We start from the raw sequence: 23061 nt of genomic DNA, 5'->3' as shown, positions 1-23061 counted from the left end.
GGATAATCATGCCATATAGGTTTGATATGAGAGAAAAATCAGCTCAACAACAAGCAATCGTTAGACAAAGAGATGAGAATGAAAGGATTAAAAAGAGTTTAATTTTATTTAACTGTATTAAGACATTATAATTTATAAGGGGAATAGAATATGAGAAAAATATTGATTTTCATTATATGTTTTAGTTTGATATTGGGAGTTGTAGGGTGTAGCGAGAAATTACCAGAAGGCATTGAAAACAAAGAATTTTATAAGGATATGGTAAATTCAATTAAAGTATATGAAAAGCATTTGAAATCAAAAGAACCGATTTTAGATAATAATTCCAATTATATTAATAAAAATGACGAAAAGATATTAGAAAAAACATTAATTTATGCCAATGAAAAATTAACTGAAAAAGAACAGAGAATATATATTATAGTAAATTCTTTATTCATATATATCGACACTTATTGTAGTACTTCGAATGAAGATATTCAGACATTAAATGTTGCAAAAGAACAAATATCAAAACTATCTAAAGAACTTTTTAATTTATTAGATTTAGATATGAATGTTGATGAATTGTTGAAATAATAAAATATTATAAAACATTTGCGTTTAAGACTATTTTATATGGTCTTTTTTTGTGCTTATTAAAAGAATAATTTTCCTACTTTAGAAGTGCTTGACTAGCATATCTGATTTCGGAACGACGAAATTCGTCTACCTAAGAAATCTCTAAGTTATTCTGATTCACTTAGAAGTTAAAGGAAGAGTATAGTAAGATTGCTAAAGAAAATATGACAAGAGGGGTTACCCTTGACCAACATTTGTCAAAGGTAGATATAGGAAGTTTCTATTAATCTCTTAAATATTCAACTTGATTAATACTAAAAAGTACCCTATACTTCAAAAAATTAATAAAAAATCGTCAAAAAGTGATTTCTGTACCCCTTATAATTACTAGGATATAGAGGTCACTTTTTTTGTGTTTTTTGCATACTTCGAAAAATAAGGGCAAAATAAGGGGTGGAAATCTTTTATAATGCAAATGTATTACCTACATAATTAAAGCTCTTAGAACGAAAATATAAGCGTTATTTAGCATGAAATAAGGCATCCGCAATTGGATACCTTATTTTTCTTTTTTGTCTTTGTAATAATCTATTATTATTTTAGCAGCTTGTTTAGATCTTGTTCTTAATTCTTCAGTTGCATCTTTATCTAGTTTTTCTACAACTTCATTAGGTAAAACAACCGATATTTGTGTATTATCCTTGCTTATCGCCACGTTTTCACCTCCTAATTAATATGTTACTATAAAAAGTCATTTAATTCAATAAAAATATATAAAAAATAGTTGACGGTCAATGACTATTGTGATATATTTTATATATAAAGTAAATGACAGTCAATTACTTAATAAAAATAAGAAGCGAGGTGATGAAAATGTTAAACAATAGCACATTAAAGCAAATAGAGGAAAAAGCAGGATTAAAACATTTAGTTAGTAAAGACGAGTTAAATTATAACGAATACATGCAAGTTGTATGTACTGATGAATTTCAGAAAATAGCTAATGAAACATTAAGCAATCTCAAAAGATTAGATAAAGATAATTGGTATTAGAAATAATGACCTTATAAAATATAAGTTTTAATGGGTCTTGAAAAAAATAAAAGGGAGGAATAATTATGATTAATGTTATTGTACCACTAAACAAAGAGGAAATTGAAAAGCAAATTAAAGGATTTGAATATTTGCTAAAAAAGGATACAAATGAGAAAGATAGACAGATTCACGAACGGGCATTAGAAGTTCTAAAAAATTACTTAAATAAATTTAATTCAAGTGAACTAAGAGAACTTAAAATGTGTGAAGCAAGTAGAAAAGAGATTAGAAGTTTAATAAATCAGGAAGCAACTCAAGAGGTAAGCGAAAGACATTTAACCGATATAGAAGTTCTAACAAAAAATAATATACACGAAGTAATCAAATTTATTAAGTTACTAAGAGAATCAAGAGGTCACGTATATGTAGCTATAGGGAAATATAGAAAAGAGATTAGGCAGCAAGGCAGAGGTAATATATCTTTTACTGAAATAGACGAAGCATACAAAAAAGGTGACATAAACAAATTAAAAAGTTTGTTAATAGAATTATTTTTAGAATACATAAGCCAAAGAGAAATAAAAGATGCCGTTAAGTTTGCCGAAAATGGTAATATATCATTTAAAGATATTTACAAAAAACATATGAAAGCATTAAAAAATAATAGACATGACAAGTTTATGTGTTGTGTTACAGCTACCTATAGAGAATAAACAAGAAAACAAAAAAGGGGGGATTTTATTATGGCAAAAGTGGAAAGAAAATATATAATTGAAAAATTTGTAGAGAATTTAGTTTTATATGATGTTACTGCATTCGAAGTCTATAACTATATTAGAGATACAAGAACAATTAAAACTTATAGCAAATATCTTAAAAAATTTAATCGCAAAGAAGAAATAATTGGAGATGTACTTTTAATTGCACAAATAGTCGGAACAACTAAATATAACAAAGCTGAAGTAAAAGAGTTAGCAGATGTTTTGCTAGAAAATAGAAAGAGTTAATTGAAAAAAGTTCAAAAAACACAAAAAAACATAACAAAATCGCTTGACAGCCTGTACCAAACGTGTTATATTATAATAATAGGGGTATCTCTATGCCTTTTTCCAGATATCCCTTCAAAACAACTTTATTTAATTACTTTTTTTGGAGTTTTTTAAAAACTTTACTTTTTTGCACCCTTTTTTAAGAAAGGGTAGATTTATATCTTTACGCTATCAATTATAACTGAACGAGGAGGTGATTGTCAAGTGCATATAACAAAAATTATGTGTATGGAAAAAAATATCAATTAAAGTCAGGCAGATGACTCGAAGTACTAGCAAAAATTAACAAGTAAAAATTTGTATACCAAAAGGGGGAGGAATTTATTATGAGAAATGAAGAGTTAAAGAAAGAGTATATTAGATACTGCTTAGAGAATGGGTTGGCTGAAGCATATATATATTACCCAGATTCAGCTGAAGATTTAGTAGAATTAGACATTAAATATATAACAAATAAGGATGAATGGAAAAAAGAATATATGGAGAGATTTAATTGGGCAGATGATGAAGGTTTTGAAATAAGCGAAAATACAGGGTATCAAGGCGAAGGATATTATGATTTTATGGTGACTTGTCACGATGAATGCTTAGATAGAATTGAAATTATAATGGATATTAATAAACAGAAGGTTCAACATGAATATGAGGAAATAAAAAGAATGTATATTAACTATGATCACTCAGAAGAAGAGGCGGAATATTATGCTTCTAAAAAATTTGAAGAAAAGAGAGAAATAACCGAAGAAGATATTGCTAAATATCTATAATAAAACTCTAAGGGGGAGAAAGTGAATTGAAAACACCAAAGGCTTTTAATGATAATTTAAAAAATGACATCATTACTATGGAGATGCTTGAATTAGCTTTATATTCAATAAATAAAAGAGCTAAGAATTGCAGGGATAAGAAAAATGAATATTATCAAAAGGGCAAGATGTCAGGCTATAAAAATGATTATTCATTTAAGTCTGTTGAAAAGTATAAGGAGCAGGAACAAGAATATTATGAGCAAAAAGATTTTCTATTAAAGGAACTGTTGAAGCCTATTTGTATACACGAAACAACTAATAAAAAGCAAAATAGAATACGTTATTATGACTATGAAGATGAATACAATGAATTACTTAGTAAAGCGATATATGAAAACTGTTATTTTGATAATGACGAAGATGATTATGTTTATTTTATAGATGTAATAGAAGTTGAAGAAGTTAAGAACTATTTTATGTTCTTTGAAACTCCAAATTATTCATTTCATATACCTATCAATGAAAACGATATTAATAGCTTTAAATTAGAAAAAGTAGCTATTAATGATTTAATAACTAAAGGAAAAGAGATTAATGGTTTAGTATCAGTTCAATTTTGTAAAAAGTTAATTGAATTAGTAAAGGAAGGTAATTACGAATTTATATAAATTATTAAGGAGGAATTTTAACTATGGCTACTAGAAAGCGAAAACAGTATTATGTTTATCAATACAGATTTAAAGACATTGAAGAAAAAGATGGGGAATTATACTTTAACAGTAATAATCGTATTGAATACCCTAATTCTGAAAATCTACTTTATGACACTATGTATAGAGTTTTAGAAAAGGAATATGACATTAGATACTATGATGACGAAAATAATAGAGTGAAAAACACTATTCCAGAGATGTTTATTTTGAGATCAAAAGGAATTAGAAGTGAGTCTGCTAAAAAGAGATATGACCGACTTATTGAAAATGGAGTATTAGTAGATGGAGTCAAGTATATTTATTCAGAAAAATCTAGTTCGATGACTAGGACACAAAAAACAGTATATATTAAAGCAGATATTCAGGAAGAGGTAGAAAAGCATATTACACTTGGTAAGAAACCCAAAAGGACTGTTCTAGCTAAATGGTTAAGCACTAAAGGCTTAACATTAAGTAGTGCTAATCTAATGCCAGATGTACCGAATATAGTCATTATACCTGATTTTGAACGCACTGTAATCGAAGATGTAAAAATGATAGTACCTTATGAATTAACAAAAGAAGATAAAAAGATGTATGCAGAAATGCTTAAAGAAAAGGAGATAGAAGAAAATAGGTTACAACAATATTATAAAAAGATTGAAGAAGTAGATGAAATATTTACTCAAGAATATTTAAGTAAACTTTCGGAATTAAATAGTAATACCCGTTTTACAAGAGGTCGATGGATAAGTGAAGGTAGGAGAGTCAAAGTTGAGGAACTTGATAAGCCTAAACATGTTATTAGAAACAAAAAGGGAGAATTATTTCCAATTTATCATGCTAAGCAAACTGAAGAAATAAAGATATTTCCTATAGATGAAAAGACCCTAGGTTATAAACTAGAAAAGGTTAAAGATTATGAAAATGAAATAAATTGTTTTGATGGTATGGCTTTAATGTCATTAGAATTTGCAAAGAAAGTTGAGGAATTTCTTCAAGTAAGTAACGCAAATGCAATACAAGGAAGATTACCTTATATAAAAGGGTTATTCGTTAAGTTCGATATTAAGAAATATTTTAAAGAAGTATTAAAAACAGATACTATAGTTGACCTTTGGAATAAATCACATAACATAGATGATATTGACATAATAGCTACAGAATCATGTTTCAAAGCAAAATTAGAGATAGATGAGAATGATAAAAAGCATTGGCTATTTGAAAACATGGAAGAATACTATTCACAAATAAAAAAATATGGATACACCAAGTTCGGAATAGCCAATTTTGCTGAAGATATTTTAGATAAGTTCGCTCCAACGACTTATCAATTAATCAATTCGCTCAATTTAAGTGTATATGATTTAGCAGTATTAAGTCAAGAGGAAAGAAAATTAATAGATGACGTAATTAAAAGAGCTGATACTGCAAGTGTAAAATTATTCCTTGATATGATTATATCTGAAGATAATTCAGATAGTGATGACGATAAAGAAGAAACAAAGACGAAAGCAGAATATATTAAAAATGCTATAGAACTAAATGAAAGAATGATATTTGATAAAGAAGTTCAAAGATTCTTATTTTATAAAGCTAAAGATATGCTTTATGAGATGATGAAGGGTAGAATTAGAATACCAAGCCGATATCAATACATCACAGGCGATATTATTGCATTTTGTGAATGGGCTGCATATCGTGACCCTGACAAAGTAAAAGGATTTTTAAAGAATAATGAGTTTTATTGTAAAGGACTTGAAAATACAGAACAAATCTTAGTACGCTATCCATTAACTCATCATTCAGAAGTAAAAGTTGCACCATTCATTCAAATAGATAATCCCTATTTAAAACACTTACATAATATAATTCAATTTAATACTTATGACCTCACAATGACCCAATTATCGGGCTGTGATCTTGACGGAGACATTGTAGATGTAATTCCAGCTAATACTCCTATAGCTAATAATAGAGTGCTTAAAGATGCAGTAGAAGAAGATTTAATTCAAGTTAATCCAAAAGATAAAGCATTAGCTAAAGCAGTAGAATTAAATACTCAGGCTATATTAGATTTTGAAAGAGTTAATCTTCAAAATTTAACTGGTAAAGTAACTAATATTAATACTACATTACAAGATAAATCATTTGGATTAGGAGATATGAAACATAATAATCTATCAAACTCTATGTGTAAATTGCTTCAGGCTTTAATAATTGACTCTGCAAAGACACAACAAATTATAGAGATACCAGAGATATTAAAGCAAAATGCAACTAGATTACCTTATTATTTTAGATATATATATGGTGGTACTGAAAAAAGATATATGAATGCTAAATCACCAATAAGTATGATGTGTAAAGGAATTGAACGAAAAATTGAAAACGGTGAATTATTCATGAGACTAGATGAAATTGGCACTGATATTGAAGATAAAAGTTATTTGGATATTAATAGAATTCATGAATTGATGATTGATGAGTCCAAATATGACTCAAGCACTTATTTTGATTTATATGATAGATTAGCACCAATTCACAATGACTTTAGCACTAGAAAAGGTGAGATTGATAAATTAAGAGATGATATAAACGAGTATGATAATTCAGATAATGCAAAAGAAAAAAGGGAAAGAATTAAGGATTTATATGCAGAATTGTATGATGAAATTAGAGCTAGAACAATTAGAGCGTGTAATCATGTTTGTAAAGCACCGACTGATATATTTATCAGAAAAAAAGTTTTAAATGAAAAGTTACAACAATTAAATAAACAGTATAAGGAAAATAAAGATGAGAAAATAGCTAATGAAATACATGAAATTATAGAAGAATTGAGAAATACATGTAATAATCCTTCAATTTTAGCAAGTGTAGCAGTTAGAATTGCATATGAAGATAGTAAAAATAGTAAGCCTGATAATATTATTAATAGAAATAAAAACTACTTGTTCCCTTGGATAGTTGCATCAGAAGGAATATTAGAAAATGTAAAAACACATGAAGAAATAAATAAAACTAAAGTAGTAAAAATAGATTTTAAGTTACCATTTAAAACAGGTATTTGTAGAGTTATTGACAGAATCGGATATATGAAAGGTAAAATGTTTCATGCTCCAATAAACGACGGTTCGTTTGTTGTTAAGTATAAAGAAGGGGAGTATTATGCGGTTTATGATGTAGAAGAGAAATGTAATATAGAAACAACTGAAAGTGTAACTGTGGGAGCTGATGATAGTATGAATAAAATTAGAAATTATAATTGCAATGTTGTATATTTACAAAAGCATCCTGATGAGCTACAAGAGTTATTAAACGAAAAGGATATTAAACTAGGTATTAATGAAAATGGGTATTTATCGTTCTTTATTGATGATGAGTTTATATTCTCAGTTGCTAGAAATAGCATACAAAATAATAAAATAAGATTAAATCTTAATGATTATGTAGGTAGAGTTTTTAAAGCAAAAGTAAATAAAGCAGCTAATAGAAGTATGCAATTAATTATTAATCAAATTGCATGATATAGGGGGCTAAAAGCCCCCAAAGGGTGACAAATTAGTAAAAATAATAACGTGCGTACAATCAAAAAAGGAGGAGTGTGTTTATGTTAAAAGAAAAAATAAGTGTTAAAGAAATGGATGAATTGCAAAAGGAGATAGGTGAGCAACTAAAGCAACACCTAGAATCACTTAATTTAAAAGTTGAAATTAGTTATATCAACTTAGGATATCAAGTCAATCGAGGCTATGGAGTATTTATTTACAACAACAAATATGACTATGTAAAAATTGATATAAATTTTAATGAAGAATATGGATTTGAAGAACATCTAGGTATAATTCTAAAGCTACTAGGAAACGAAAAATGTTATTATCATAAAGCATCACTAGTAGAAAGGTTTATAGTAGATTTGCTTGAAGAAAAAGGCGTAAAAGACATATTTGTTCATGATGGACAGATATATTCTGATGGTCTAGAAGAACCACTAGGAATTAAATATATTCATAAGTTTGAGTATGACGAAGACCGATTTGTACTTACACTAAATGATGATGACTATAAATATATTATTGATCTAATAAATGAAGAGATTGAGGTAATAGAACTATAGCAGGAGGGGTTTATCCCCTTCCTATAATCTGATTGAAAGGATGATTTTATGGATAAAAAAGATATCCAACACTATGTAGTTAAGAGTCTTAAAATTGCAAATTATTTAGTTAGAAGTGGATACGATATCCTAAAAGTTGAAGATAGTAGAAGTAATAATTTTTATAAAGTGTTTATATTTGAAGACTCACCCGAGTTGAGAAAAGAAGTAAAAAGATATAAAAAAGTATTAAATAGATACTAGATCGAAAGGATGAGTATTAATATGAACGGACTTATATTTAATTTATATCAAGCCAATAAATTCATAAAAATGGGAGCAACTGTTGAAAGTATAGGGTTATCTAGGGGTAAAACTTATGCAAAATTTAAAGTTGATAATGTATTTAATGAGCTAATGGAAAGGTGGAATAATCACACATTAGATTAATCGATTGAAAGGGGATTGAAGGGGATGAGTATTTTTCAGATTAGTGATAAAAAAATAAAAACAAAAATTGATATGACCATATCAGAATATATGAATAATATTAATAAGTTTAGCGAATTACATAAAAAACAAATAGAATTTGCTAAAACATTAGCTAATATGATATACACTAAAAAAGATAAGAGTATTGTAGATGTAATCATTGCCAGATGTGGCATAGGAAAGAGTATATTTATTAAATCATTTCTAAAACACTTAGTTAATGACTATTGTTACATTGGTCAGATGTCAAGAAATAATATATTAGAAACATGTGGATCAATAGTTGTTACTGATAGTTTAGAAAGATTAGAAGAAATAATTAAATATGAAGGTTTACAAGATAGATGTTATTTTGTTCGATATAATAAAGAAGAGTTAGAGAGTAAGAGTAGAATTGATTTTCAAACGCAGCTAAAAGAACAGTTTAAGTATCCAATTATATTAATTACTACTCAGAAATATTTTAAAATGAGTAAAAGCGAAAGAAATATTTTATATAAATGGGCAAAAGGGACAAGAGAAATAGCTATTATTGATGAAAAGCCTATTATGATGAGTGAAACAATTGTGGATGAACAATTTTTAAGTGAAATTAAAGTAGCTATTCACAAGTGCTATGAAGGTAATGAAAAAAATTATTTACTTGATACTTTTGAAAAGATATATGATGACTTAGATTATATTAGAAAGAATTACAGTAGAAAATATGAGGTCATGTGGCTTAAAAATTCTAAGCCAACTCTACTTCTAAATGAAGAAGAAGATAAAAAATTTTTTGATATATTAGCTAATAATGTAAGTAGTTATATATATAATAGTGTTTTAGAACTTAAGCGGATATACACTGATGGTTGTTTGTTTGTTAATAAGAAGAATAGAGAGCAAGATAATAAAAGACAATTCATATTATTAGAATCGAATGAAGATAAATTTGACACAGAAAATTGTAAGTACTATATTCTTGATGCTACTGCTAAGTATGATGTTGATTATTTAATTAATGATGAGAAATTTAATTATATTGAAATTGATGATAAAAAAGATGTAAAAGATATTAATATACATCATATAACCTTTGGTGCTAGTCAAAGAAGATTAAAAGTAGATAACTATAGTCTAGAAAGTATTGCTAAATGGATAAATAATAATTTTGATGATAATGCTTTAGTACTTACATATGGGCAAAAAAGTGGAATATATCAGAAATTTAGCAAGATATTAAAAACAAATGAAATGGCGTATTTTGGGAGTATAAAAGGAAAAAACGATTGGGAAGATAAAAAAACAATGATACAAATTGGATTTAATAGACAAAGTGATGTCGTGTATTTGCTTACTTATATATATCTTAACAAAAAATATAACGACTGGAATAGTATGAGTAATTTAGAAATTGAAAAGGAAACTGAAAAGCTTTTACTTTTGGAAAAAGGTATATTTTTAAGTAAAGAAATGAATTGGATTATGAGAAGTAAAATACTAGTTGATACTGAGCAGAATATAATGAGAATCAAATGTAGACATTTTAGTAATAAAGAGTTATGTAATGTATATATAATCAACAATCAATATTATTCTAATTACATTGAGAGATTAGCTGATAAATTAAATGCGGACTTTAAATCATATTTACCAAATGAATTTATAGATGCAAATATAGAAAACTATGGAGATAAAGAAACTACAATAAGCAAACTAATAAAATGGGTAAAAAAATACAATGGAACTCCAATATTAGTAAATGATTTTAAGAAGAAATTCGAACTTTCAGATTATTATTGGAAAAAGCTGTTCAGAAATAATATTAATGACGAATCAATTAAGAGATTTCAAGAAATATGGAGCAATAGAAATATTCAAAGAAAAGCTAATAGAGAATTTGGTAAGGGTAAATGGATATATATTAAATAAAAAAGTGTACAACTTTCTAATAAATAGTTATATTAGGAACTAGTACACTAAATTGTATTATTGGTTAGTATTAAAATTAAAAATCTATTCGTGGATGCCAAAATGCTTTTCTTTGGCAGACACAACAACTGAGCGTAGCGAAGGCGTTAGGTCTTTACACTACATACTAAGAGTAACAAAATAACGCTTTGTCACTCTCCTTCCCCAAAACGAAAAACGTGTTTTGTGTAAGATAATATATATTAAAATTATAATTTAGATTAAGGGAGGAATTATTATTGAAGTTAAATTAAATAGAAATTTCGATTACACAATGTTTTATTTAGACGAAGATGAGAATATAACCACAACAATACCAGAAGGAACTATAATAGAAGTCGAATCACTCGATGATGAATTTTTTGATAAATCTAAAGGCGAATTTGATGACTTACTGGGAGAATATAAAGGAAAATACATATTAGAAAGTTTTGGTTTTGACCCGATGAAACATATGATTGATGATGTATCAGACTATATTTTAGTTGATAATGACTTTGAGATAGTTGAATAGTAATAATTACCCACGTGCATTAGTTGTAGGTGGGTTTTTTATTAGGAGGAATCTTATGTACCAATTCTTATATTATGATGAAGAAAATCATGACTTCTATGTTCGTGATTTGATTACAAATGAAGAGCATTGTTTTAAGTTAAAGGAGTTTGTCAGGTGGAAAAAAGGCATGATAAGAAAAAAGAAAAAGTAAGACGGACAGATATGTCTAGCTTGAAAACAAAATAAAAGTAAGGATGGTGAAAAGATGGCAATTACGTAAAACTCCCTTTTGTTTGTTATTAAGAGAGGGAGAGAAGGTTTAATAAGTTTGACTTAGAGTTTCTGTTTAGGAACTCTTTTTTTTATGTTTAAAAATGGGTATTGGGAGTAGTAATTAGCATCGTAAGTTATGCAAAAAGAATATTTAGGCAAGATTAAGGAGAGTAATGGTTGGTTTTGGGATGATATAGAGAAGAAATATTATCTTATAATTTCTGACGATATGGATAGTCTACTAACGGCATTATTAATACTTACATATAGACCAAATTGGGAGATTGGTGGTTTTATAGATTATAGAGAGGGATTTTATATTAAAAAGGGTATGGAAGGTAAATTAAATAAGGATAATATTATTTGTGTTGATATGAGTGTGTGTGAGGAAGGTATTAAGTGTATTAGTAATCATGTCACTATGCGACATAAGGATGATACAATTAATTCTCAAGATATCAATTTATCTAACATGGATGGTATAAGTCCTTTTAACTATTTTTATAAATATAACTTGAATTCTTTTATACTTACATATTCACTCTTAGGATTGAAGCCATCATCTGAAAGAGCTAGTGCATTAATGTTAATGTTAGATAGTGCATATCAGCCCTATTTTGCGAATAAAGCATACCAGGATTATTATACACAGAAAAGATATTTGTGTGATGTATTAGACTTAGAAGAAGTTTGGGAAGTACAGAAAAAGATAGATAAATTTAATTTTTCGTTGGGTAAATGTAATCTAGGATTAAATAGCAAGATATATGCTTGTAATGAAGGAATTAAAACAGTTAAGCCCGTTTTCTTAGAAGAAGTATGTGAAATATTAGAAATTGATTATAAGCCTGAGAAGTTGGAGGGCTTTTTTTATTTGATAAAATTAGTGACTAGCATAACTAGACATATAAATTTTAATGCAATTGATAAGAATGACATAATCGGTATGGCAGTAACTAGAAGAGATACACAAAAAACATGTTGGGTAGAAGGAGGTATAGGATCTTGTATATTTCCAAAAGGGAATTACAAAACTGGGGAAGCTTGTTGAGTAAAGTTGATGTTCGGAGTTTAAATAGACAGGAATATAAAAGTTATTATCAGATGAAGAGGGTTGTGACTAATAGATATAAGCCAGTTAAGGGTGTTAATGATGTATTTAGTATGATGAATATATAATATAGGGGCTTATCAGCCCCTCGGCATGATGGAGAAGGATTAGCCAACTTTTCTATTGTAATCACGTGCTTTCAGACGAGCCGACCGACTCACAAAGGACGGTCGTTAAATGTATTCTTTGTGGGCTAAAACATAATATCAAACATAAGCCGATTACAAAAGGGCTTATAAAATATACTTTTGTAGCTTAAACATAATATCAATCTAAAAGTCCGTATCGTCTACTCCTTCGAATTTAAAGACGCCCTGCAATTGCTCGGACTATAAAGATAAGCGTTGCTCTCATAACTATATCTATTAGATATAATTATGATTCTTCCTTAATGGCCACTCACAAAAGGGCTGAATAAATACTTTTGTGGCAATGAATGTACTTTTTGATTTATTAAAGATTTTATTTCAGAAAGTCACTTGCAAGAGGGCTTTTAAAATATACTCTTGCAGCCGTAATAATATTTATTCTTATGTGGGCGACTTACTGTTGCCCTCGTTCTTTTTTAAAATTATAAACTTTACATATAGAAATTTTATTAGGGGGGGGTTAAGTGATGGAAATTAAAGAGAAAATTGAAGAATTGAAGAGTGTTAAAAATGAGGTAAACATCGATACTAACAAGATTATAGAAGAAATTAAAAAAACATATAGACTTGTATCTAACACAACAAATAGAATAGAACGACAATTACAGTATATAGAAGATAAGCAGAATAAAATATTAGAAATACTAAAGTATAAAAATGTCGATACAGAAGAAATAAAAAAACAACAAGAAATATTAGAATTAGAAAATAAATTGAGGGAGTTAAGGGGTGAGTAAAGTGAAAGATAGAGATAGAGAGCCTATAAATCATGTTTTGGATGATTTATGGGAAAGGACACAATTTGAATGGGATAGAATGTCGATTGATGACAAGATGACGATGCGAACTCTAATGCAAGTATTAAAAGGCGATATAGACGAGTATGTTATGCCTTATTACGATACTATAAGCGAATGGGCAAATTTAGACATTAATAGTATTATTTTGAGCGAAACAAGTTGTGATTATAAAAAAATAAATGAGTTGATGGGGGTAAAATGTTATGAAAGAAATAATTAGCGGTAATGGAAAGGTAACTATTTTTTATGATGATCCTTTTGAAGATTTGTTAGATCAATGCGATTTTGAAGTACAAGTACAATACAATCATATATCAGATTTACTAGACCAGACTAACGATGAAATTGTAGAAACAACTAAAAAGATAGAAGAGTTGCGTGTTGAGATTGACTTATATACTAGATTAGAAAAAATTAATAGAGTTAGACAAATGCAGAATCAGTTAGAAAACCTAAAAGAGAAATTGGTTGAAACTGAAGAGAAATATGATGTGCTAGAAGATATGTGGACTGATATGTATTTTGCGGTTTTAGGTGAAGAAAAATAGGAGGATAATTATGGAAGAGATAAAGAGTGATTTAAAAGAAATTAAAGAAGATGTAAGTTGTATTAAAAATACTTTATATCAAAATGAATTAATGGAGGTTATGTAGATGGAAAATACAGAAAAAAGAGATGATTATTGGGTTACAAGTAAGTTTATTAATAGTTATTTAATTAGTAATGGGTTTAAACATAATAAAGTTGAAAAGGTTGGAAACAAAATAGGCTTTTTCTATCCTAAAAATAATGAATTGTTTGCAGCTATTAAAGCATATAAAGAAAATGAAGAGATAAGAAAACTCGTACATAATTATCATGTTGTTAACGATTTAATTAAGGGTGCTAAGTATTAAATATTCCCATAAAGGTATATAATAGAAATAAGATTATATATAAGGGCGTGATGATATGTTAAAGGAGTTTAAGAAGTTTACAAGGAAAGTAAACAAGGTTAATGCTAAAGTTAAAGATGCAGAAGCTGTTGTAGGATTAATGACGGGTGATACTCAGAAGTTTACTAGACGTGCAAAGAATAAGACAAAATGGAGATTAATGAATAAATTGATGAGAAAGATTTAGAGCTAATAGAGATATTGGCTCTTTTTTAATTTAAGGAGTGATTTTATTGGATAATGAGTTATATAGTAAGTTGAAAGATTTATACTGTGATACATATGACGAGATAATTCAGGATATTGACAATAGAATTGAGAAAAAAGTGGTTGAGAGAATTGATAGGATAGAAGGTAGTTTGAGTGAATTGATAGATGTGTTGAAGGATATTGTGAAATAGTGAAAAATAAAAAATTGGAGGTATTGTTGAATGAAATTATTTAAGAAATTATTTGAAAAGAAATCTGGATTAGAAATTGTAAATATGGAATTAAACGAAGAGTTGGAATTGAGAATATGGAATTAAACGAAGAGTTGGAATTGAGAAAATTAGGTGTTATTGTTAAGACAAATGATATTGAAAAAAAGATTAATTCTTTAAAAAATCTCGAAAATATACAGGGTAGCAAAGGTAATATAGATCAGGGCGATTATATGGTTGGATTGTATAATGGACTGGAGATTGCAGTTGCATTACTAGAAAATAGAGAACCAAATTTTGTAGATATTAATATCGAGTAATCGTTCGACATTTAGAAGGATTTCCCTTTTATGTATTGAAGTGAATATATTGAAAGGGGATGAAATATTGGATAAATGGAATAATTTATATTCAAGAATAAGAAAAAATAAGATACATGTTATTGAAATTGAAGAAGATTATTATATGATTTTTAATAATAAGATATATAGATGTAGTAATAATGTATATGATAGATATATTTATTATTTTGAAAAAGATAATCTTACTGTTACTAAAGAACAAATGAATAAACTAGAAATAATAGTTAAGAATGAATATGAAAATGGAGAACTGAGGATATGGGAAGATTTAAAAAAATTTATAGGTAGACTTGACGAAAGAGATATAGATATCGCCAATAAAAGTTGTGATAAATATATTAATGGATTAATTGAAGCAGATATTTTTTTAGAAAGATCCCATACGGGTTTTTTAGATGGTAATGAAATTTGGGTTGATTGGATAAAAAAAGTAGAAACAGATAGACAATATGAAATTAGAATTCAAACTTCAAGCAATATTCTTTCAAAGATATCTAATATACCATTAAATATGGCTGTAGATTTTAAAATAGAAGATAAAATTAATTGGAAGATTAATATAATTAAACGCAGAGGTGGAGGTATAGATAATATTACTCAAAATAAAGATGAATGGAAATATACTGCGGATATATTGATTAAAGTAATAGAATAGTGAATTATAGAGCCTATGAGGGCTCTTTTTATTTTGTCTACATATAGTTATGTTTAAAAATATAACACTACATATAGTATACGACTGTGTAATAATATGTAAAATGTAAATACCAGAAATAAGGCAGGTGATAACAATGTTAGACCAACAAAAAATATTAGCGATACAATTGCTAGTTGATGGAGAGTTGAGTAGAACTGATATAGCGAAAAAGGTTGGTGTTAGTAGACAAGCGTTATATAATTGGCTTGATAATGATGAGTTTAAGGCTGAGCTTAACAGACGGATACAGGACAGAAAAGTCTTGTGTGAAAAAATTATTGATAGTAAGTTACAAGATGCAGTAGATAAACTTTGGGAATTGCAGCTATCCACTCAAAATAGTAGAGTCAAAGCTGAGGTATTAAAATATTTTATTGATAGAGCATTAGGAAAACCAGCTAGTAAGTTAGAAATGAATGATAGTAGAGAAAATAAAGAGAACATCACTGATAATGACATATTAGCAAACATAGAAGAATATAAGAAGAAAAAGAAGAATGTAAGTTGATTCCATTAAAAGAAAGATTTTAAGGAAACCATAATCATAACTTAAAAGTATTGACTATGATTTTGCTATGTAGTATAATCAATATATAGAGTGTAGTCAAAACTTATAATCAAAACAATTGGAGGGGAAAGTTATGATTTATGGGTATGCGAGAGTATCAACATTTGGACAATTAAAAGATGGTAATAGCTTAGAGCATCAAGTAGAGTTATTACATCAAGCAGGGGCAACAGAAATATATAAAGAAGGTTACACAGGAACTAAAGCGAATAGACCAGAATTTGATAAGTTACTTGGCAAACTAGAAAGTGGTGATATGCTAGTTGTAACAAAACTAGATAGGTTTGCTAGAAGTACAATCCATGGTGCTACAATAGTACAGGAATTAATTGACCGAGGGGTAAAAGTAAATATACTCAATATGGGTATATTAGATAATACTCCAGCTAGTAAATTGATGAGAAATATATTCTTTGCGTTTGCAGAATACGAAAGAGATATGATAGTTGAACGTACTCAAGAAGGTAAAGCAATTGCAAAGACTAAGGCAGGATTTAAAGAAGGTAGACCTAAAAGATATACGGATGAACAGATTAATCATGCTTTAGATTTACTTAAAGAACATTCATATACAGAAGTAGAAAAGATGACAAAGATTAGTAAGTCAACATTAACAAGAGAAATGAGGAAGAGGAAGGCTATGCAAGAGCAGTCGAAATAATGGACTGTTCTTTTTTTATGTACTGATGTGGTAGGGGTGTTTCTAAATAGAGATGGGAGGATAGCCCCGTAGCCAGTTACATAATTTTTCTTACCAATTTTAGGGTTTTAAAAATATCAAAATAGTTTTTATATAAATTTTAGGGGTTTTAAAAGGATTATAATGTCGATAATTGCGATAAATATTTAAAGGATTTGAGTCTTCATTTATCTAATGTTAGTATATACAATAATATTATTTAGGAGAAGTGTGGTTATGGAAAATATAATAAAATTTCTATTTACAGCTAATGATAAAGAAGGTTTATCTCAAAAATATATTGATATTATAATAGAAGAAATAAATAAGCTAATGACATTATATCCTAAGGTTACAGTTGAAATTGTTGGCGATTGTTACACGTATGAATTAGATGTTTATGAACTTCTAAAGGGAAAATTAATTGAATCTAAAAAATTAGAAGAAAATAAAGTAAAAGAATATATGAGAAATATAAAATATTATAAACCTAATTTCAAAATAGATATTAATGGTAATAAGTATGATACGAGAAATTATTTAGCAGAATATAATTCAAAAGAACGAAGAATTTTATTTAATCATACAAATATTAAAAAGAGATTAGATGAAATAACGTTTAATTTTAGAAAGGAAGGTTATATAAAAGATATAGTTTGGCACGAGTGGGGACATGTACTAGGTTATCAATATAGTTTAAACAAAAATGAAGAGATTTTGAAAATACATAAAACTATAGATACTCAAATTGCAAAATTTGATATTAGAGATGAAAGATCTATTAATAATATTCATGAAATGATAGCATCTGGATTTATGGAAAGTGAATTTGGTTATGAATCTATGAATCTAATATCAAGAAAAATAAGAGGTGTAATTGATAATGTGGTAAAAGAGAGTAAACCAATGTCGGAAAGTGAAAAGAATAGAATAGAGCTAAATCAATATATAAATGAACAACTAGGTTTTGACTTATTAAAAGATGATTAAAGAATAAATTGCTTTAAGAGCCTATTATATAGGTTCTTTTATTTTGCCCCATAATATCATAATAAATCTTATCATAATTGATAAACTGTAATGTTAAACTTGAACAGTTAAAATAAAGGAGCTGATAACATGAAAATATTTTTAACTATACTATTCTCACTATTTGTATTTACATTCTTTGGCATGAGTCTAAATAAAGAAGAATTTACTGATACAAGAGGACACTACATAATGGCTACTTGTGTTTTATGTGTGTTGTTATTCTTTATGCATTTTAAGGTGATGTAAATGTCCGATAATAAAGAGGATATTCAACTTTTATATAAATATCTGAGTCAAATGTACGGTTCGGATAAAGCTAAAGAGTTAATGCTAGAACACAAGAGTAACCTTTGGGGTGAAAATGGTCTTGCTTATTCATTAGGCAAAAGGTCAATTCCCTTTTTCTGTTTGTATTTTCTTCAGGATACTTTCAGAGTTAAAGAAAACAATAATGCAAGAGAATTAGCGGATTTTCATTATCAAATATGGAATGAATGTGAAAACATGATAATTGATGATGAGTTTGACCGACTATTATTAATAGAGCCTAGAGGAAGTGCAAAGTCAACTATACTAAACTATGGATTAACTTGTTATGCTCATTGTTATAAAGAGTCTATATATACTCTTGTGGCAGGAAGTACAGAATTGGATGCAGTTCAATTTGTTGAATTGGTTAGAGATACATTTGAAAGTAACCAATATATTAAGAAAGCATTTGGTGAGTTAGTAGATAAAAAGAATTTCACAGTAAATAAACTTGAATTAGAATTAGCAAACGGTACAAAAGTTCAAGCTATTTCTAGTTCGAGTTCGATGCGGGGAAAAAAATACTCAGTTAAAGGTAAACAAGTTAGACCAAGTTTGATTATATGCGATGACTACATTAATAGAAATGATATTCTTACTCAGGAAGCTAGAGATAAAAAATATCAAACCTTTATGTCTGATGTTAAGTATGCAGGTGACGAAGCAGTTTATAGAAATGGGAAAAAGATTAAAAAGGCGACTAAAATAATAGTAATCAATACTATTCTACACAATGATGACCTTCCTTCTAGACTATTAAAAGATAAAACTTTTAAGCATATTAAACATAAGGCAGTTTTAGTTGATGATGCAGATGAATTATATAATAATGGCTTGTGGGCTGAATTTAAGAAGATATATTTTAATAATAAACTTGATGACCCTGTTTCGTATGCTAAAGAGTTTTATTTTGAGCATGAAAAGGAGATGCAGTATCCTGTTTTATGGGAAGACAAGTGGAATTGTTTAGATTTAGCTATAGAGTATTACTCTGATCCGATTAGTTTTAAATCTGAATTAATGAATGATGCAGATAAAATCGGAGAGAGAGCATTTCACCAAAGTAAAACATTACCTAAAGAAGAGATTGAACAACAAGAATATATTAAAACTATCATGTGTATTGACCCTGCAGTTGAAACAGGGGCAAAGAATGACTATACTGCAATAATAATAGGTGGTAAAACACATAATCAATTTAGATATGTAAGAAAAGGAATTATTAATAAGGTTAAATTTGATGATTATATTGACAAAGTTATTGAATTATTAAAGGAATATGAGGATATTAGTGCTATATGGGTGGAAAAAAATACATATAACTCTGCAGATGTTAGGGAAATAGAGAAGAGAATTGAAAAAGAACCTTCTCTAAAAGCTAGAAACATTACTATTTTAAATGAAAGACAAAATAAGAATAAAGAAGCTAAGATTAGAGCCATATCCGGTAAAGTTGATAGTGGCTTTATTATTTTTAATAAAGATGATACAGAGTTTATCGAACAAGTTTTAGCATATCAGGGTCAAGGATTTTCAAAGCATGATGATGCTCCTGATATTTTAGCTGAGTTTGATAGATTAGTTGATGAAATACAAACTATTGAACCTATCAAATTTTATGATAGGTCTTTATTATTTTAAGGTGGTGAAATTTTTGGAGATTACAGAAAATATAATTATAGAATGTCTAAAAGAACTAAACAAGAAACAAATAGTATATCAAAAATATAAAGATTACTATGAAGGAAAACATGATATATATAAAACTTATAGTATGCAAGATAGTCGTTCAAATATGAAGATTCCGTTCAATTTTCCTAGAAAATTTGTGGATACCGAAACAGGCTATTTACTTGGTAAACCAATTAATTACATATCTAAAAGTGGAAATCAAGAAATAATTGATGTTATTGATAAAAATACAAGTTATTGGGAAAAAGAGCAAAATATCAATCTTAGAAAAGAGTCTGAAATTTACGGTGAAAGCTATGAATTACACTATGTAAATAAAGATGGAGAATTTTGTGCGACTGTTTTAAATCCATTAAACTCTTATGTTTTAGAGGATGGAACTGTTGAAAGAAATGCGGTATTAGCATTATATAAGTATAAACAAAGATTTGATGATGATAATGAATATTTAGATGTTTATTTAGATGACAGAATAAATATCTATAAGATTTTGAAGGACAACAAGTTAGAGTTACTAGATACTAAGGAACATATCTTTGGTAGGGTTCCTGTTATTGTATGCCCCGCAAATACGGAGAGAAAGTCGGGATTTGAAGATATTATACCTTTAATTGATGCTTATAATAACTTAAATTCAGATTTAGTCAATGAAATTGCAGATCATAGAAATGCTTATTTAGTAATTGAAGGTGCTAAGATAGAAGAGCCTGATTTGTTAAATATGAAATCAATGGGAATTATTCAAGTTCCAAACGGGGCAAAAGTTTCATGGTTGATAAAGGATATTAATGATACATTTGTACAGAATGAATTGAACAATCTTGAAAGAAAAATCTATGACTTGAGTGACCAAGTGAATTTCTCTGAAAATTGGGCTAGTAATACGAGTTCTTTAGCATTAAAGAATAAACTTCTTAATCTAGAAAATAGAGTTGCAATGCGTGAGAGTTTCATGGAACACGTAATAAAACAAAGATTAAAGAATTTGTTTAGATATGTTGAGATAGCCAAAGGTATTAAATACGATTATAGAGATATAGCTATTAAATTTACACGAAATTTACCTACAGATTTAACAGGACTTGCAGATGTTATAACTAAATTAAAAGGAACAGCTAGTGATGAAACTTTATTATCGACATTACCTTTTATCGAAAATCCTCAAGTTGAAATTCAGAAGAGAAGGGCTGAGCAAGAGGCTGAAATGGTAGACCTAGATAATATCAATTTTGGTGATGAAAATGAAGAATAATAGAGATTTAGAAAATGAAATACTAGAAATAAAAAAACTAATGGAAAGAGCAGCTAATAAAGATATAAAACCTTTACTAAAAGCATATAAGAAAGCACTTGATGAATTAAGAGCCGAATTAGGTAATATTTATATGAGATATTCTAATAGTGAAGGCTTAAACATGACTACAAATGATAAACTACAAGAGTTGAGGAAGGTTGAAAATTCTTTAGTTAAGATGGCAAAAAATATTAATCCCTTGGAAGTTGCTATCGCAGAAGGAATATTAACAAATGTATTTAAAGATAGTTATTATCGTACTGCATATACAATAGATAAAGGTGTTAGTATTACAACTAACTTTAAGATATTAAGACCAGAGTTTATAGATGTGGTTGTTAATGCTAATTTTGAAGGTCAGAATTTTAGTTCTAGGATATGGAAAAATAAAGATTGGTTAGTTAATAAGTTATATTCTAATATTGAAAGAGCCATAAAAGAAGGCACTAAAATAGATAAACTAGCAAAAGACATAAAAGACACTTTTGGTTCAAGTGCATATCAATCCAAACGATTAATCCATACTGAATTAGCAAGAGTTCAATCAAATGCACAAGACCAGATTTATAGAGATAGCGGACTTGTAAGTAAGGTTTTATATATAGCTACACTTGATATGACTACAAACCCTGAAGATGCAGCTGATGACGGCAAAATATTCGGTATTGATGATCCTAATAGACCAAGTATCCCCCGTCATCCTAATTGCAGATGTACATATGCACCTTATATGCCAAACTGGAGTCCTAAAACTAGAAGGGATAACATAACAAAAGAGAATATACCATATCAGAATTACTCTGATTGGGCAAAAAGTAAAGGTATTAGCTAATTAAGCTACTTTGATAAAGATTATCGGGGTAGCTTTTTTATATTTAGGGTTTTGCATTTATAACTTATTAAGGGATAAATGCAAGATACTATTAAATTTAAGGAGCGTGTATAAACATGAAAGAAATTAAAAAATTAGGTGATAATTACAAATTTAATCTTCAATTATTTGCAGAAGAAGGCGATGAGGGGACTCAAGATGAGGAAACTCAAAAGCAGGAAAAGGATGAAATAGAGTTTGATATAAAGAAAATTCTTGAAAATCCAGATTTTAAGAAATACATGGATTCTTATGCAGATAAGCGTGTTACAGATGCTATTAAGAAAAAAGACAAAGAATATAAGCAGAAATTGGAAGATGAAAAGAAAAAGGCATCTATGACGGCTGAAGAATTACAGAAGGAAAAAGAAAGAGAGTTGGCTGAAAGAGAAAATACTCTTAAACAGTATGAACTCAAAATATCTAAAATTGACTATTTCAAAGAAAAAGACTATGACTTAGATTTCGTTGATTATATAGTCGGAACTAATGAAGAAGAGGTTAAAGAAAAAGCTGATAAGTTAATGGAAATAGTTAATAAAGCAGTTGAGAAGAAAGTTCAAGAGAGATTAAAGAAGGACAACTATACACCGCCAAAAGGTGGAGATGGTAAGACATTTACATTAGAGCAAATTAAGAGTATGAGTCCCGAAGAAATTAATAAGAATTGGGATGCAGTACAACAAGTATTAAAGCAAAATAAATAATTGTCTTTTCGGGCTTAGACACTAAATAAAGCACTA

At 28.2% G+C, this 23061-nt stretch carries 33 protein-coding genes; 32 read left to right on the top strand and 1 reads right to left on the bottom strand.

Annotated features, from left to right (window positions below; translation table 11 throughout):
- Positions 1 to 8: 8 nt before the first annotated feature.
- Together HNR33_RS04360 and HNR33_RS04355 are read left to right on the top strand one after the other, a co-directional pair.
- On the top strand, positions 9 to 131 hold the full coding sequence (locus tag HNR33_RS04360; protein ID WP_429080433.1) for a hypothetical protein: 123 nt from the start codon (positions 9 to 11) through the stop codon (positions 129 to 131).
- 19 nt (positions 132 to 150) lie between these two features.
- Entirely contained in the window at positions 151 to 579 is a 429-nt protein-coding gene (locus HNR33_RS04355; RefSeq protein WP_429080430.1) for a hypothetical protein, read from the top strand.
- 541 nt (positions 580 to 1120) lie between these two features.
- Here HNR33_RS04355 and HNR33_RS04350 read toward each other — a convergent pair.
- Positions 1121 to 1276: a ribbon-helix-helix domain-containing protein gene (locus tag HNR33_RS04350; RefSeq protein ID WP_429080429.1), complete on the bottom strand. Its 156-nt coding sequence runs from the start codon at positions 1274 to 1276 to the stop codon at positions 1121 to 1123.
- A gap of 158 nt (positions 1277 to 1434) precedes the next feature.
- Between HNR33_RS04350 and HNR33_RS04345 the strand changes: the two genes are divergently transcribed.
- From HNR33_RS04345 to HNR33_RS04200, 30 genes are all read left to right on the top strand, one after another.
- Positions 1435 to 1614 (top strand): hypothetical protein, encoded by a 180-nt coding sequence (locus HNR33_RS04345; RefSeq protein WP_429080427.1) that lies wholly within the window; start codon positions 1435 to 1437, stop codon positions 1612 to 1614.
- Positions 1615 to 1679: 65 nt separating this feature from the next.
- Positions 1680 to 2309: a hypothetical protein gene (locus tag HNR33_RS04340; RefSeq protein WP_429080425.1), complete on the top strand. Its 630-nt coding sequence runs from the start codon at positions 1680 to 1682 to the stop codon at positions 2307 to 2309.
- A 30-nt stretch (positions 2310 to 2339) separates the two neighbouring features.
- A complete protein-coding gene (locus tag HNR33_RS04335; protein WP_429080422.1) occupies positions 2340 to 2603 on the top strand; it encodes a hypothetical protein in 264 nt (87 codons plus the stop codon).
- Between the two features lie 368 nt (positions 2604 to 2971).
- Entirely contained in the window at positions 2972 to 3412 is a 441-nt protein-coding gene (locus HNR33_RS04330; protein ID WP_429080421.1) for a hypothetical protein, read from the top strand.
- Positions 3413 to 3438: 26 nt separating this feature from the next.
- On the top strand, positions 3439 to 4062 hold the full coding sequence (locus HNR33_RS04325; RefSeq protein ID WP_429080419.1) for a hypothetical protein: 624 nt from the start codon (positions 3439 to 3441) through the stop codon (positions 4060 to 4062).
- Between the two features lie 23 nt (positions 4063 to 4085).
- Complete coding sequence (locus HNR33_RS04320; RefSeq protein WP_429080417.1) at positions 4086 to 7616, top strand: RNA dependent RNA polymerase; 3531 nt, start codon at positions 4086 to 4088, stop codon at positions 7614 to 7616.
- A gap of 83 nt (positions 7617 to 7699) precedes the next feature.
- On the top strand, positions 7700 to 8206 hold the full coding sequence (locus HNR33_RS04315) for a hypothetical protein (protein ID WP_429080415.1): 507 nt from the start codon (positions 7700 to 7702) through the stop codon (positions 8204 to 8206).
- A gap of 48 nt (positions 8207 to 8254) precedes the next feature.
- Positions 8255 to 8449: a DUF5659 domain-containing protein gene (locus HNR33_RS04310; protein ID WP_429080413.1), complete on the top strand. Its 195-nt coding sequence runs from the start codon at positions 8255 to 8257 to the stop codon at positions 8447 to 8449.
- A gap of 21 nt (positions 8450 to 8470) precedes the next feature.
- A complete protein-coding gene (locus tag HNR33_RS04305; protein ID WP_429080411.1) occupies positions 8471 to 8635 on the top strand; it encodes a hypothetical protein in 165 nt (54 codons plus the stop codon).
- Between the two features lie 24 nt (positions 8636 to 8659).
- Positions 8660 to 10588 (top strand): hypothetical protein, encoded by a 1929-nt coding sequence (locus HNR33_RS04300; RefSeq protein WP_429080409.1) that lies wholly within the window; start codon positions 8660 to 8662, stop codon positions 10586 to 10588.
- 313 nt (positions 10589 to 10901) lie between these two features.
- On the top strand, positions 10902 to 11141 hold the full coding sequence (locus HNR33_RS04295) for a hypothetical protein (protein ID WP_429080407.1): 240 nt from the start codon (positions 10902 to 10904) through the stop codon (positions 11139 to 11141).
- Between the two features lie 55 nt (positions 11142 to 11196).
- Positions 11197 to 11334 carry a hypothetical protein gene (locus HNR33_RS04290; RefSeq protein WP_429080405.1) on the top strand — a complete coding sequence of 46 codons (138 nt, stop codon included), beginning with the start codon at positions 11197 to 11199 and terminating at the stop codon, positions 11332 to 11334.
- Positions 11335 to 11532: 198 nt separating this feature from the next.
- On the top strand, positions 11533 to 12447 hold the full coding sequence (locus HNR33_RS04285; protein ID WP_429080403.1) for a hypothetical protein: 915 nt from the start codon (positions 11533 to 11535) through the stop codon (positions 12445 to 12447).
- Positions 12444 to 12575: a hypothetical protein gene (locus HNR33_RS04280; RefSeq protein WP_429080401.1), complete on the top strand. Its 132-nt coding sequence runs from the start codon at positions 12444 to 12446 to the stop codon at positions 12573 to 12575. Before HNR33_RS04285 ends, HNR33_RS04280 begins: the two co-directional genes overlap by 4 nt.
- A 545-nt stretch (positions 12576 to 13120) precedes the next feature.
- Positions 13121 to 13393, top strand: coding sequence for a hypothetical protein (locus HNR33_RS04275; RefSeq protein WP_429080399.1), 273 nt, complete (start codon positions 13121 to 13123; stop codon positions 13391 to 13393).
- Positions 13386 to 13676, top strand: coding sequence for a hypothetical protein (locus HNR33_RS04270; protein ID WP_429080398.1), 291 nt, complete (start codon positions 13386 to 13388; stop codon positions 13674 to 13676). Before HNR33_RS04275 ends, HNR33_RS04270 begins: the two co-directional genes overlap by 8 nt.
- Positions 13660 to 14004 (top strand): hypothetical protein, encoded by a 345-nt coding sequence (locus HNR33_RS04265; protein WP_429080397.1) that lies wholly within the window; start codon positions 13660 to 13662, stop codon positions 14002 to 14004. Before HNR33_RS04270 ends, HNR33_RS04265 begins: the two co-directional genes overlap by 17 nt.
- Before the next feature lie 106 nt (positions 14005 to 14110).
- Positions 14111 to 14353 carry a DUF5659 domain-containing protein gene (locus tag HNR33_RS04260; protein ID WP_429080395.1) on the top strand — a complete coding sequence of 81 codons (243 nt, stop codon included), beginning with the start codon at positions 14111 to 14113 and terminating at the stop codon, positions 14351 to 14353.
- 55 nt (positions 14354 to 14408) lie between these two features.
- Positions 14409 to 14579: a hypothetical protein gene (locus tag HNR33_RS04255; RefSeq protein WP_429080394.1), complete on the top strand. Its 171-nt coding sequence runs from the start codon at positions 14409 to 14411 to the stop codon at positions 14577 to 14579.
- Between the two features lie 46 nt (positions 14580 to 14625).
- Positions 14626 to 14793, top strand: coding sequence for a hypothetical protein (locus HNR33_RS04250; RefSeq protein ID WP_429080392.1), 168 nt, complete (start codon positions 14626 to 14628; stop codon positions 14791 to 14793).
- A gap of 116 nt (positions 14794 to 14909) precedes the next feature.
- Entirely contained in the window at positions 14910 to 15134 is a 225-nt protein-coding gene (locus tag HNR33_RS04245; RefSeq protein WP_429080390.1) for a hypothetical protein, read from the top strand.
- A 67-nt stretch (positions 15135 to 15201) separates the two neighbouring features.
- Positions 15202 to 15831, top strand: coding sequence for a hypothetical protein (locus tag HNR33_RS04240; protein ID WP_429080388.1), 630 nt, complete (start codon positions 15202 to 15204; stop codon positions 15829 to 15831).
- A 136-nt stretch (positions 15832 to 15967) separates the two neighbouring features.
- Positions 15968 to 16381: a phBC6A51 family helix-turn-helix protein gene (locus HNR33_RS04235; protein ID WP_429080385.1), complete on the top strand. Its 414-nt coding sequence runs from the start codon at positions 15968 to 15970 to the stop codon at positions 16379 to 16381.
- 133 nt (positions 16382 to 16514) lie between these two features.
- Positions 16515 to 17102 (top strand): recombinase family protein, encoded by a 588-nt coding sequence (locus HNR33_RS04230; RefSeq protein ID WP_429080382.1) that lies wholly within the window; start codon positions 16515 to 16517, stop codon positions 17100 to 17102.
- Between the two features lie 255 nt (positions 17103 to 17357).
- Positions 17358 to 18110, top strand: a complete 753-nt coding sequence (locus HNR33_RS04225) for a hypothetical protein (protein WP_429080379.1) — start codon at positions 17358 to 17360, stop codon at positions 18108 to 18110.
- A gap of 129 nt (positions 18111 to 18239) precedes the next feature.
- The gene (locus HNR33_RS04220; RefSeq protein WP_429080376.1) at positions 18240 to 18398 is read left to right on the top strand and encodes a hypothetical protein; all 159 of its coding nucleotides are present in this window, start codon (positions 18240 to 18242) and stop codon (positions 18396 to 18398) included.
- Complete coding sequence (terL, locus tag HNR33_RS04215; protein WP_429080373.1) at positions 18399 to 20102, top strand: phage terminase large subunit; 1704 nt, start codon at positions 18399 to 18401, stop codon at positions 20100 to 20102.
- A gap of 13 nt (positions 20103 to 20115) precedes the next feature.
- Positions 20116 to 21405, top strand: a complete 1290-nt coding sequence (locus tag HNR33_RS04210; protein ID WP_429080371.1) for a phage portal protein — start codon at positions 20116 to 20118, stop codon at positions 21403 to 21405.
- Entirely contained in the window at positions 21389 to 22279 is an 891-nt protein-coding gene (locus HNR33_RS04205; protein ID WP_429080369.1) for a minor capsid protein, read from the top strand. Before HNR33_RS04210 ends, HNR33_RS04205 begins: the two co-directional genes overlap by 17 nt.
- Positions 22280 to 22395: 116 nt before the next feature.
- Positions 22396 to 23025 (top strand): capsid assembly scaffolding protein Gp46 family protein, encoded by a 630-nt coding sequence (locus HNR33_RS04200; protein WP_429080368.1) that lies wholly within the window; start codon positions 22396 to 22398, stop codon positions 23023 to 23025.
- Positions 23026 to 23061 lie beyond the last annotated feature (36 nt).

The organism is Brassicibacter mesophilus (genome assembly GCF_050433385.1).
Lineage (GTDB): Bacteria > Bacillota > Clostridia > Tissierellales > Proteiniboraceae > Brassicibacter > Brassicibacter mesophilus.
This window is presented reverse-complemented; position numbering and strand designations above follow the sequence as displayed.

Bases quoted from the DNA above. Each gene is read 5' to 3' on its own strand.
- HNR33_RS04360 (WP_429080433.1), top strand. From the start codon at position 9: ATGCCATATAGGTTTGATATGAGAGAAAAATCAGCTCAACAACAAGCA.
- HNR33_RS04355 (WP_429080430.1), top strand. From the start codon at position 151: ATGAGAAAAATATTGATTTTCATTATATGTTTTAGTTTGATATTGGGA.
- HNR33_RS04345 (WP_429080427.1), top strand. From the start codon at position 1,435: ATGTTAAACAATAGCACATTAAAGCAAATAGAGGAAAAAGCAGGATTA.
- HNR33_RS04340 (WP_429080425.1), top strand. From the start codon at position 1,680: ATGATTAATGTTATTGTACCACTAAACAAAGAGGAAATTGAAAAGCAA.
- HNR33_RS04335 (WP_429080422.1), top strand. From the start codon at position 2,340: ATGGCAAAAGTGGAAAGAAAATATATAATTGAAAAATTTGTAGAGAAT.
- HNR33_RS04330 (WP_429080421.1), top strand. From the start codon at position 2,972: ATGAGAAATGAAGAGTTAAAGAAAGAGTATATTAGATACTGCTTAGAG.
- HNR33_RS04320 (WP_429080417.1), top strand. From the start codon at position 4,086: ATGGCTACTAGAAAGCGAAAACAGTATTATGTTTATCAATACAGATTT.
- HNR33_RS04315 (WP_429080415.1), top strand. From the start codon at position 7,700: ATGTTAAAAGAAAAAATAAGTGTTAAAGAAATGGATGAATTGCAAAAG.
- HNR33_RS04310 (WP_429080413.1), top strand. From the start codon at position 8,255: ATGGATAAAAAAGATATCCAACACTATGTAGTTAAGAGTCTTAAAATT.
- HNR33_RS04305 (WP_429080411.1), top strand. From the start codon at position 8,471: ATGAACGGACTTATATTTAATTTATATCAAGCCAATAAATTCATAAAA.
- HNR33_RS04300 (WP_429080409.1), top strand. From the start codon at position 8,660: ATGAGTATTTTTCAGATTAGTGATAAAAAAATAAAAACAAAAATTGAT.
- HNR33_RS04295 (WP_429080407.1), top strand. From the start codon at position 10,902: ATGTTTTATTTAGACGAAGATGAGAATATAACCACAACAATACCAGAA.
- HNR33_RS04290 (WP_429080405.1), top strand. From the start codon at position 11,197: ATGTACCAATTCTTATATTATGATGAAGAAAATCATGACTTCTATGTT.
- HNR33_RS04285 (WP_429080403.1), top strand. From the start codon at position 11,533: ATGCAAAAAGAATATTTAGGCAAGATTAAGGAGAGTAATGGTTGGTTT.
- HNR33_RS04265 (WP_429080397.1), top strand. From the start codon at position 13,660: ATGAAAGAAATAATTAGCGGTAATGGAAAGGTAACTATTTTTTATGAT.
- HNR33_RS04260 (WP_429080395.1), top strand. From the start codon at position 14,111: ATGGAAAATACAGAAAAAAGAGATGATTATTGGGTTACAAGTAAGTTT.
- HNR33_RS04255 (WP_429080394.1), top strand. From the start codon at position 14,409: ATGTTAAAGGAGTTTAAGAAGTTTACAAGGAAAGTAAACAAGGTTAAT.
- HNR33_RS04245 (WP_429080390.1), top strand. From the start codon at position 14,910: ATGGAATTAAACGAAGAGTTGGAATTGAGAAAATTAGGTGTTATTGTT.
- HNR33_RS04235 (WP_429080385.1), top strand. From the start codon at position 15,968: ATGTTAGACCAACAAAAAATATTAGCGATACAATTGCTAGTTGATGGA.
- HNR33_RS04230 (WP_429080382.1), top strand. From the start codon at position 16,515: ATGATTTATGGGTATGCGAGAGTATCAACATTTGGACAATTAAAAGAT.
- HNR33_RS04225 (WP_429080379.1), top strand. From the start codon at position 17,358: ATGGAAAATATAATAAAATTTCTATTTACAGCTAATGATAAAGAAGGT.
- HNR33_RS04220 (WP_429080376.1), top strand. From the start codon at position 18,240: ATGAAAATATTTTTAACTATACTATTCTCACTATTTGTATTTACATTC.
- terL (WP_429080373.1), top strand. From the start codon at position 18,399: ATGTCCGATAATAAAGAGGATATTCAACTTTTATATAAATATCTGAGT.
- HNR33_RS04205 (WP_429080369.1), top strand. From the start codon at position 21,389: ATGAAAATGAAGAATAATAGAGATTTAGAAAATGAAATACTAGAAATA.
- HNR33_RS04200 (WP_429080368.1), top strand. From the start codon at position 22,396: ATGAAAGAAATTAAAAAATTAGGTGATAATTACAAATTTAATCTTCAA.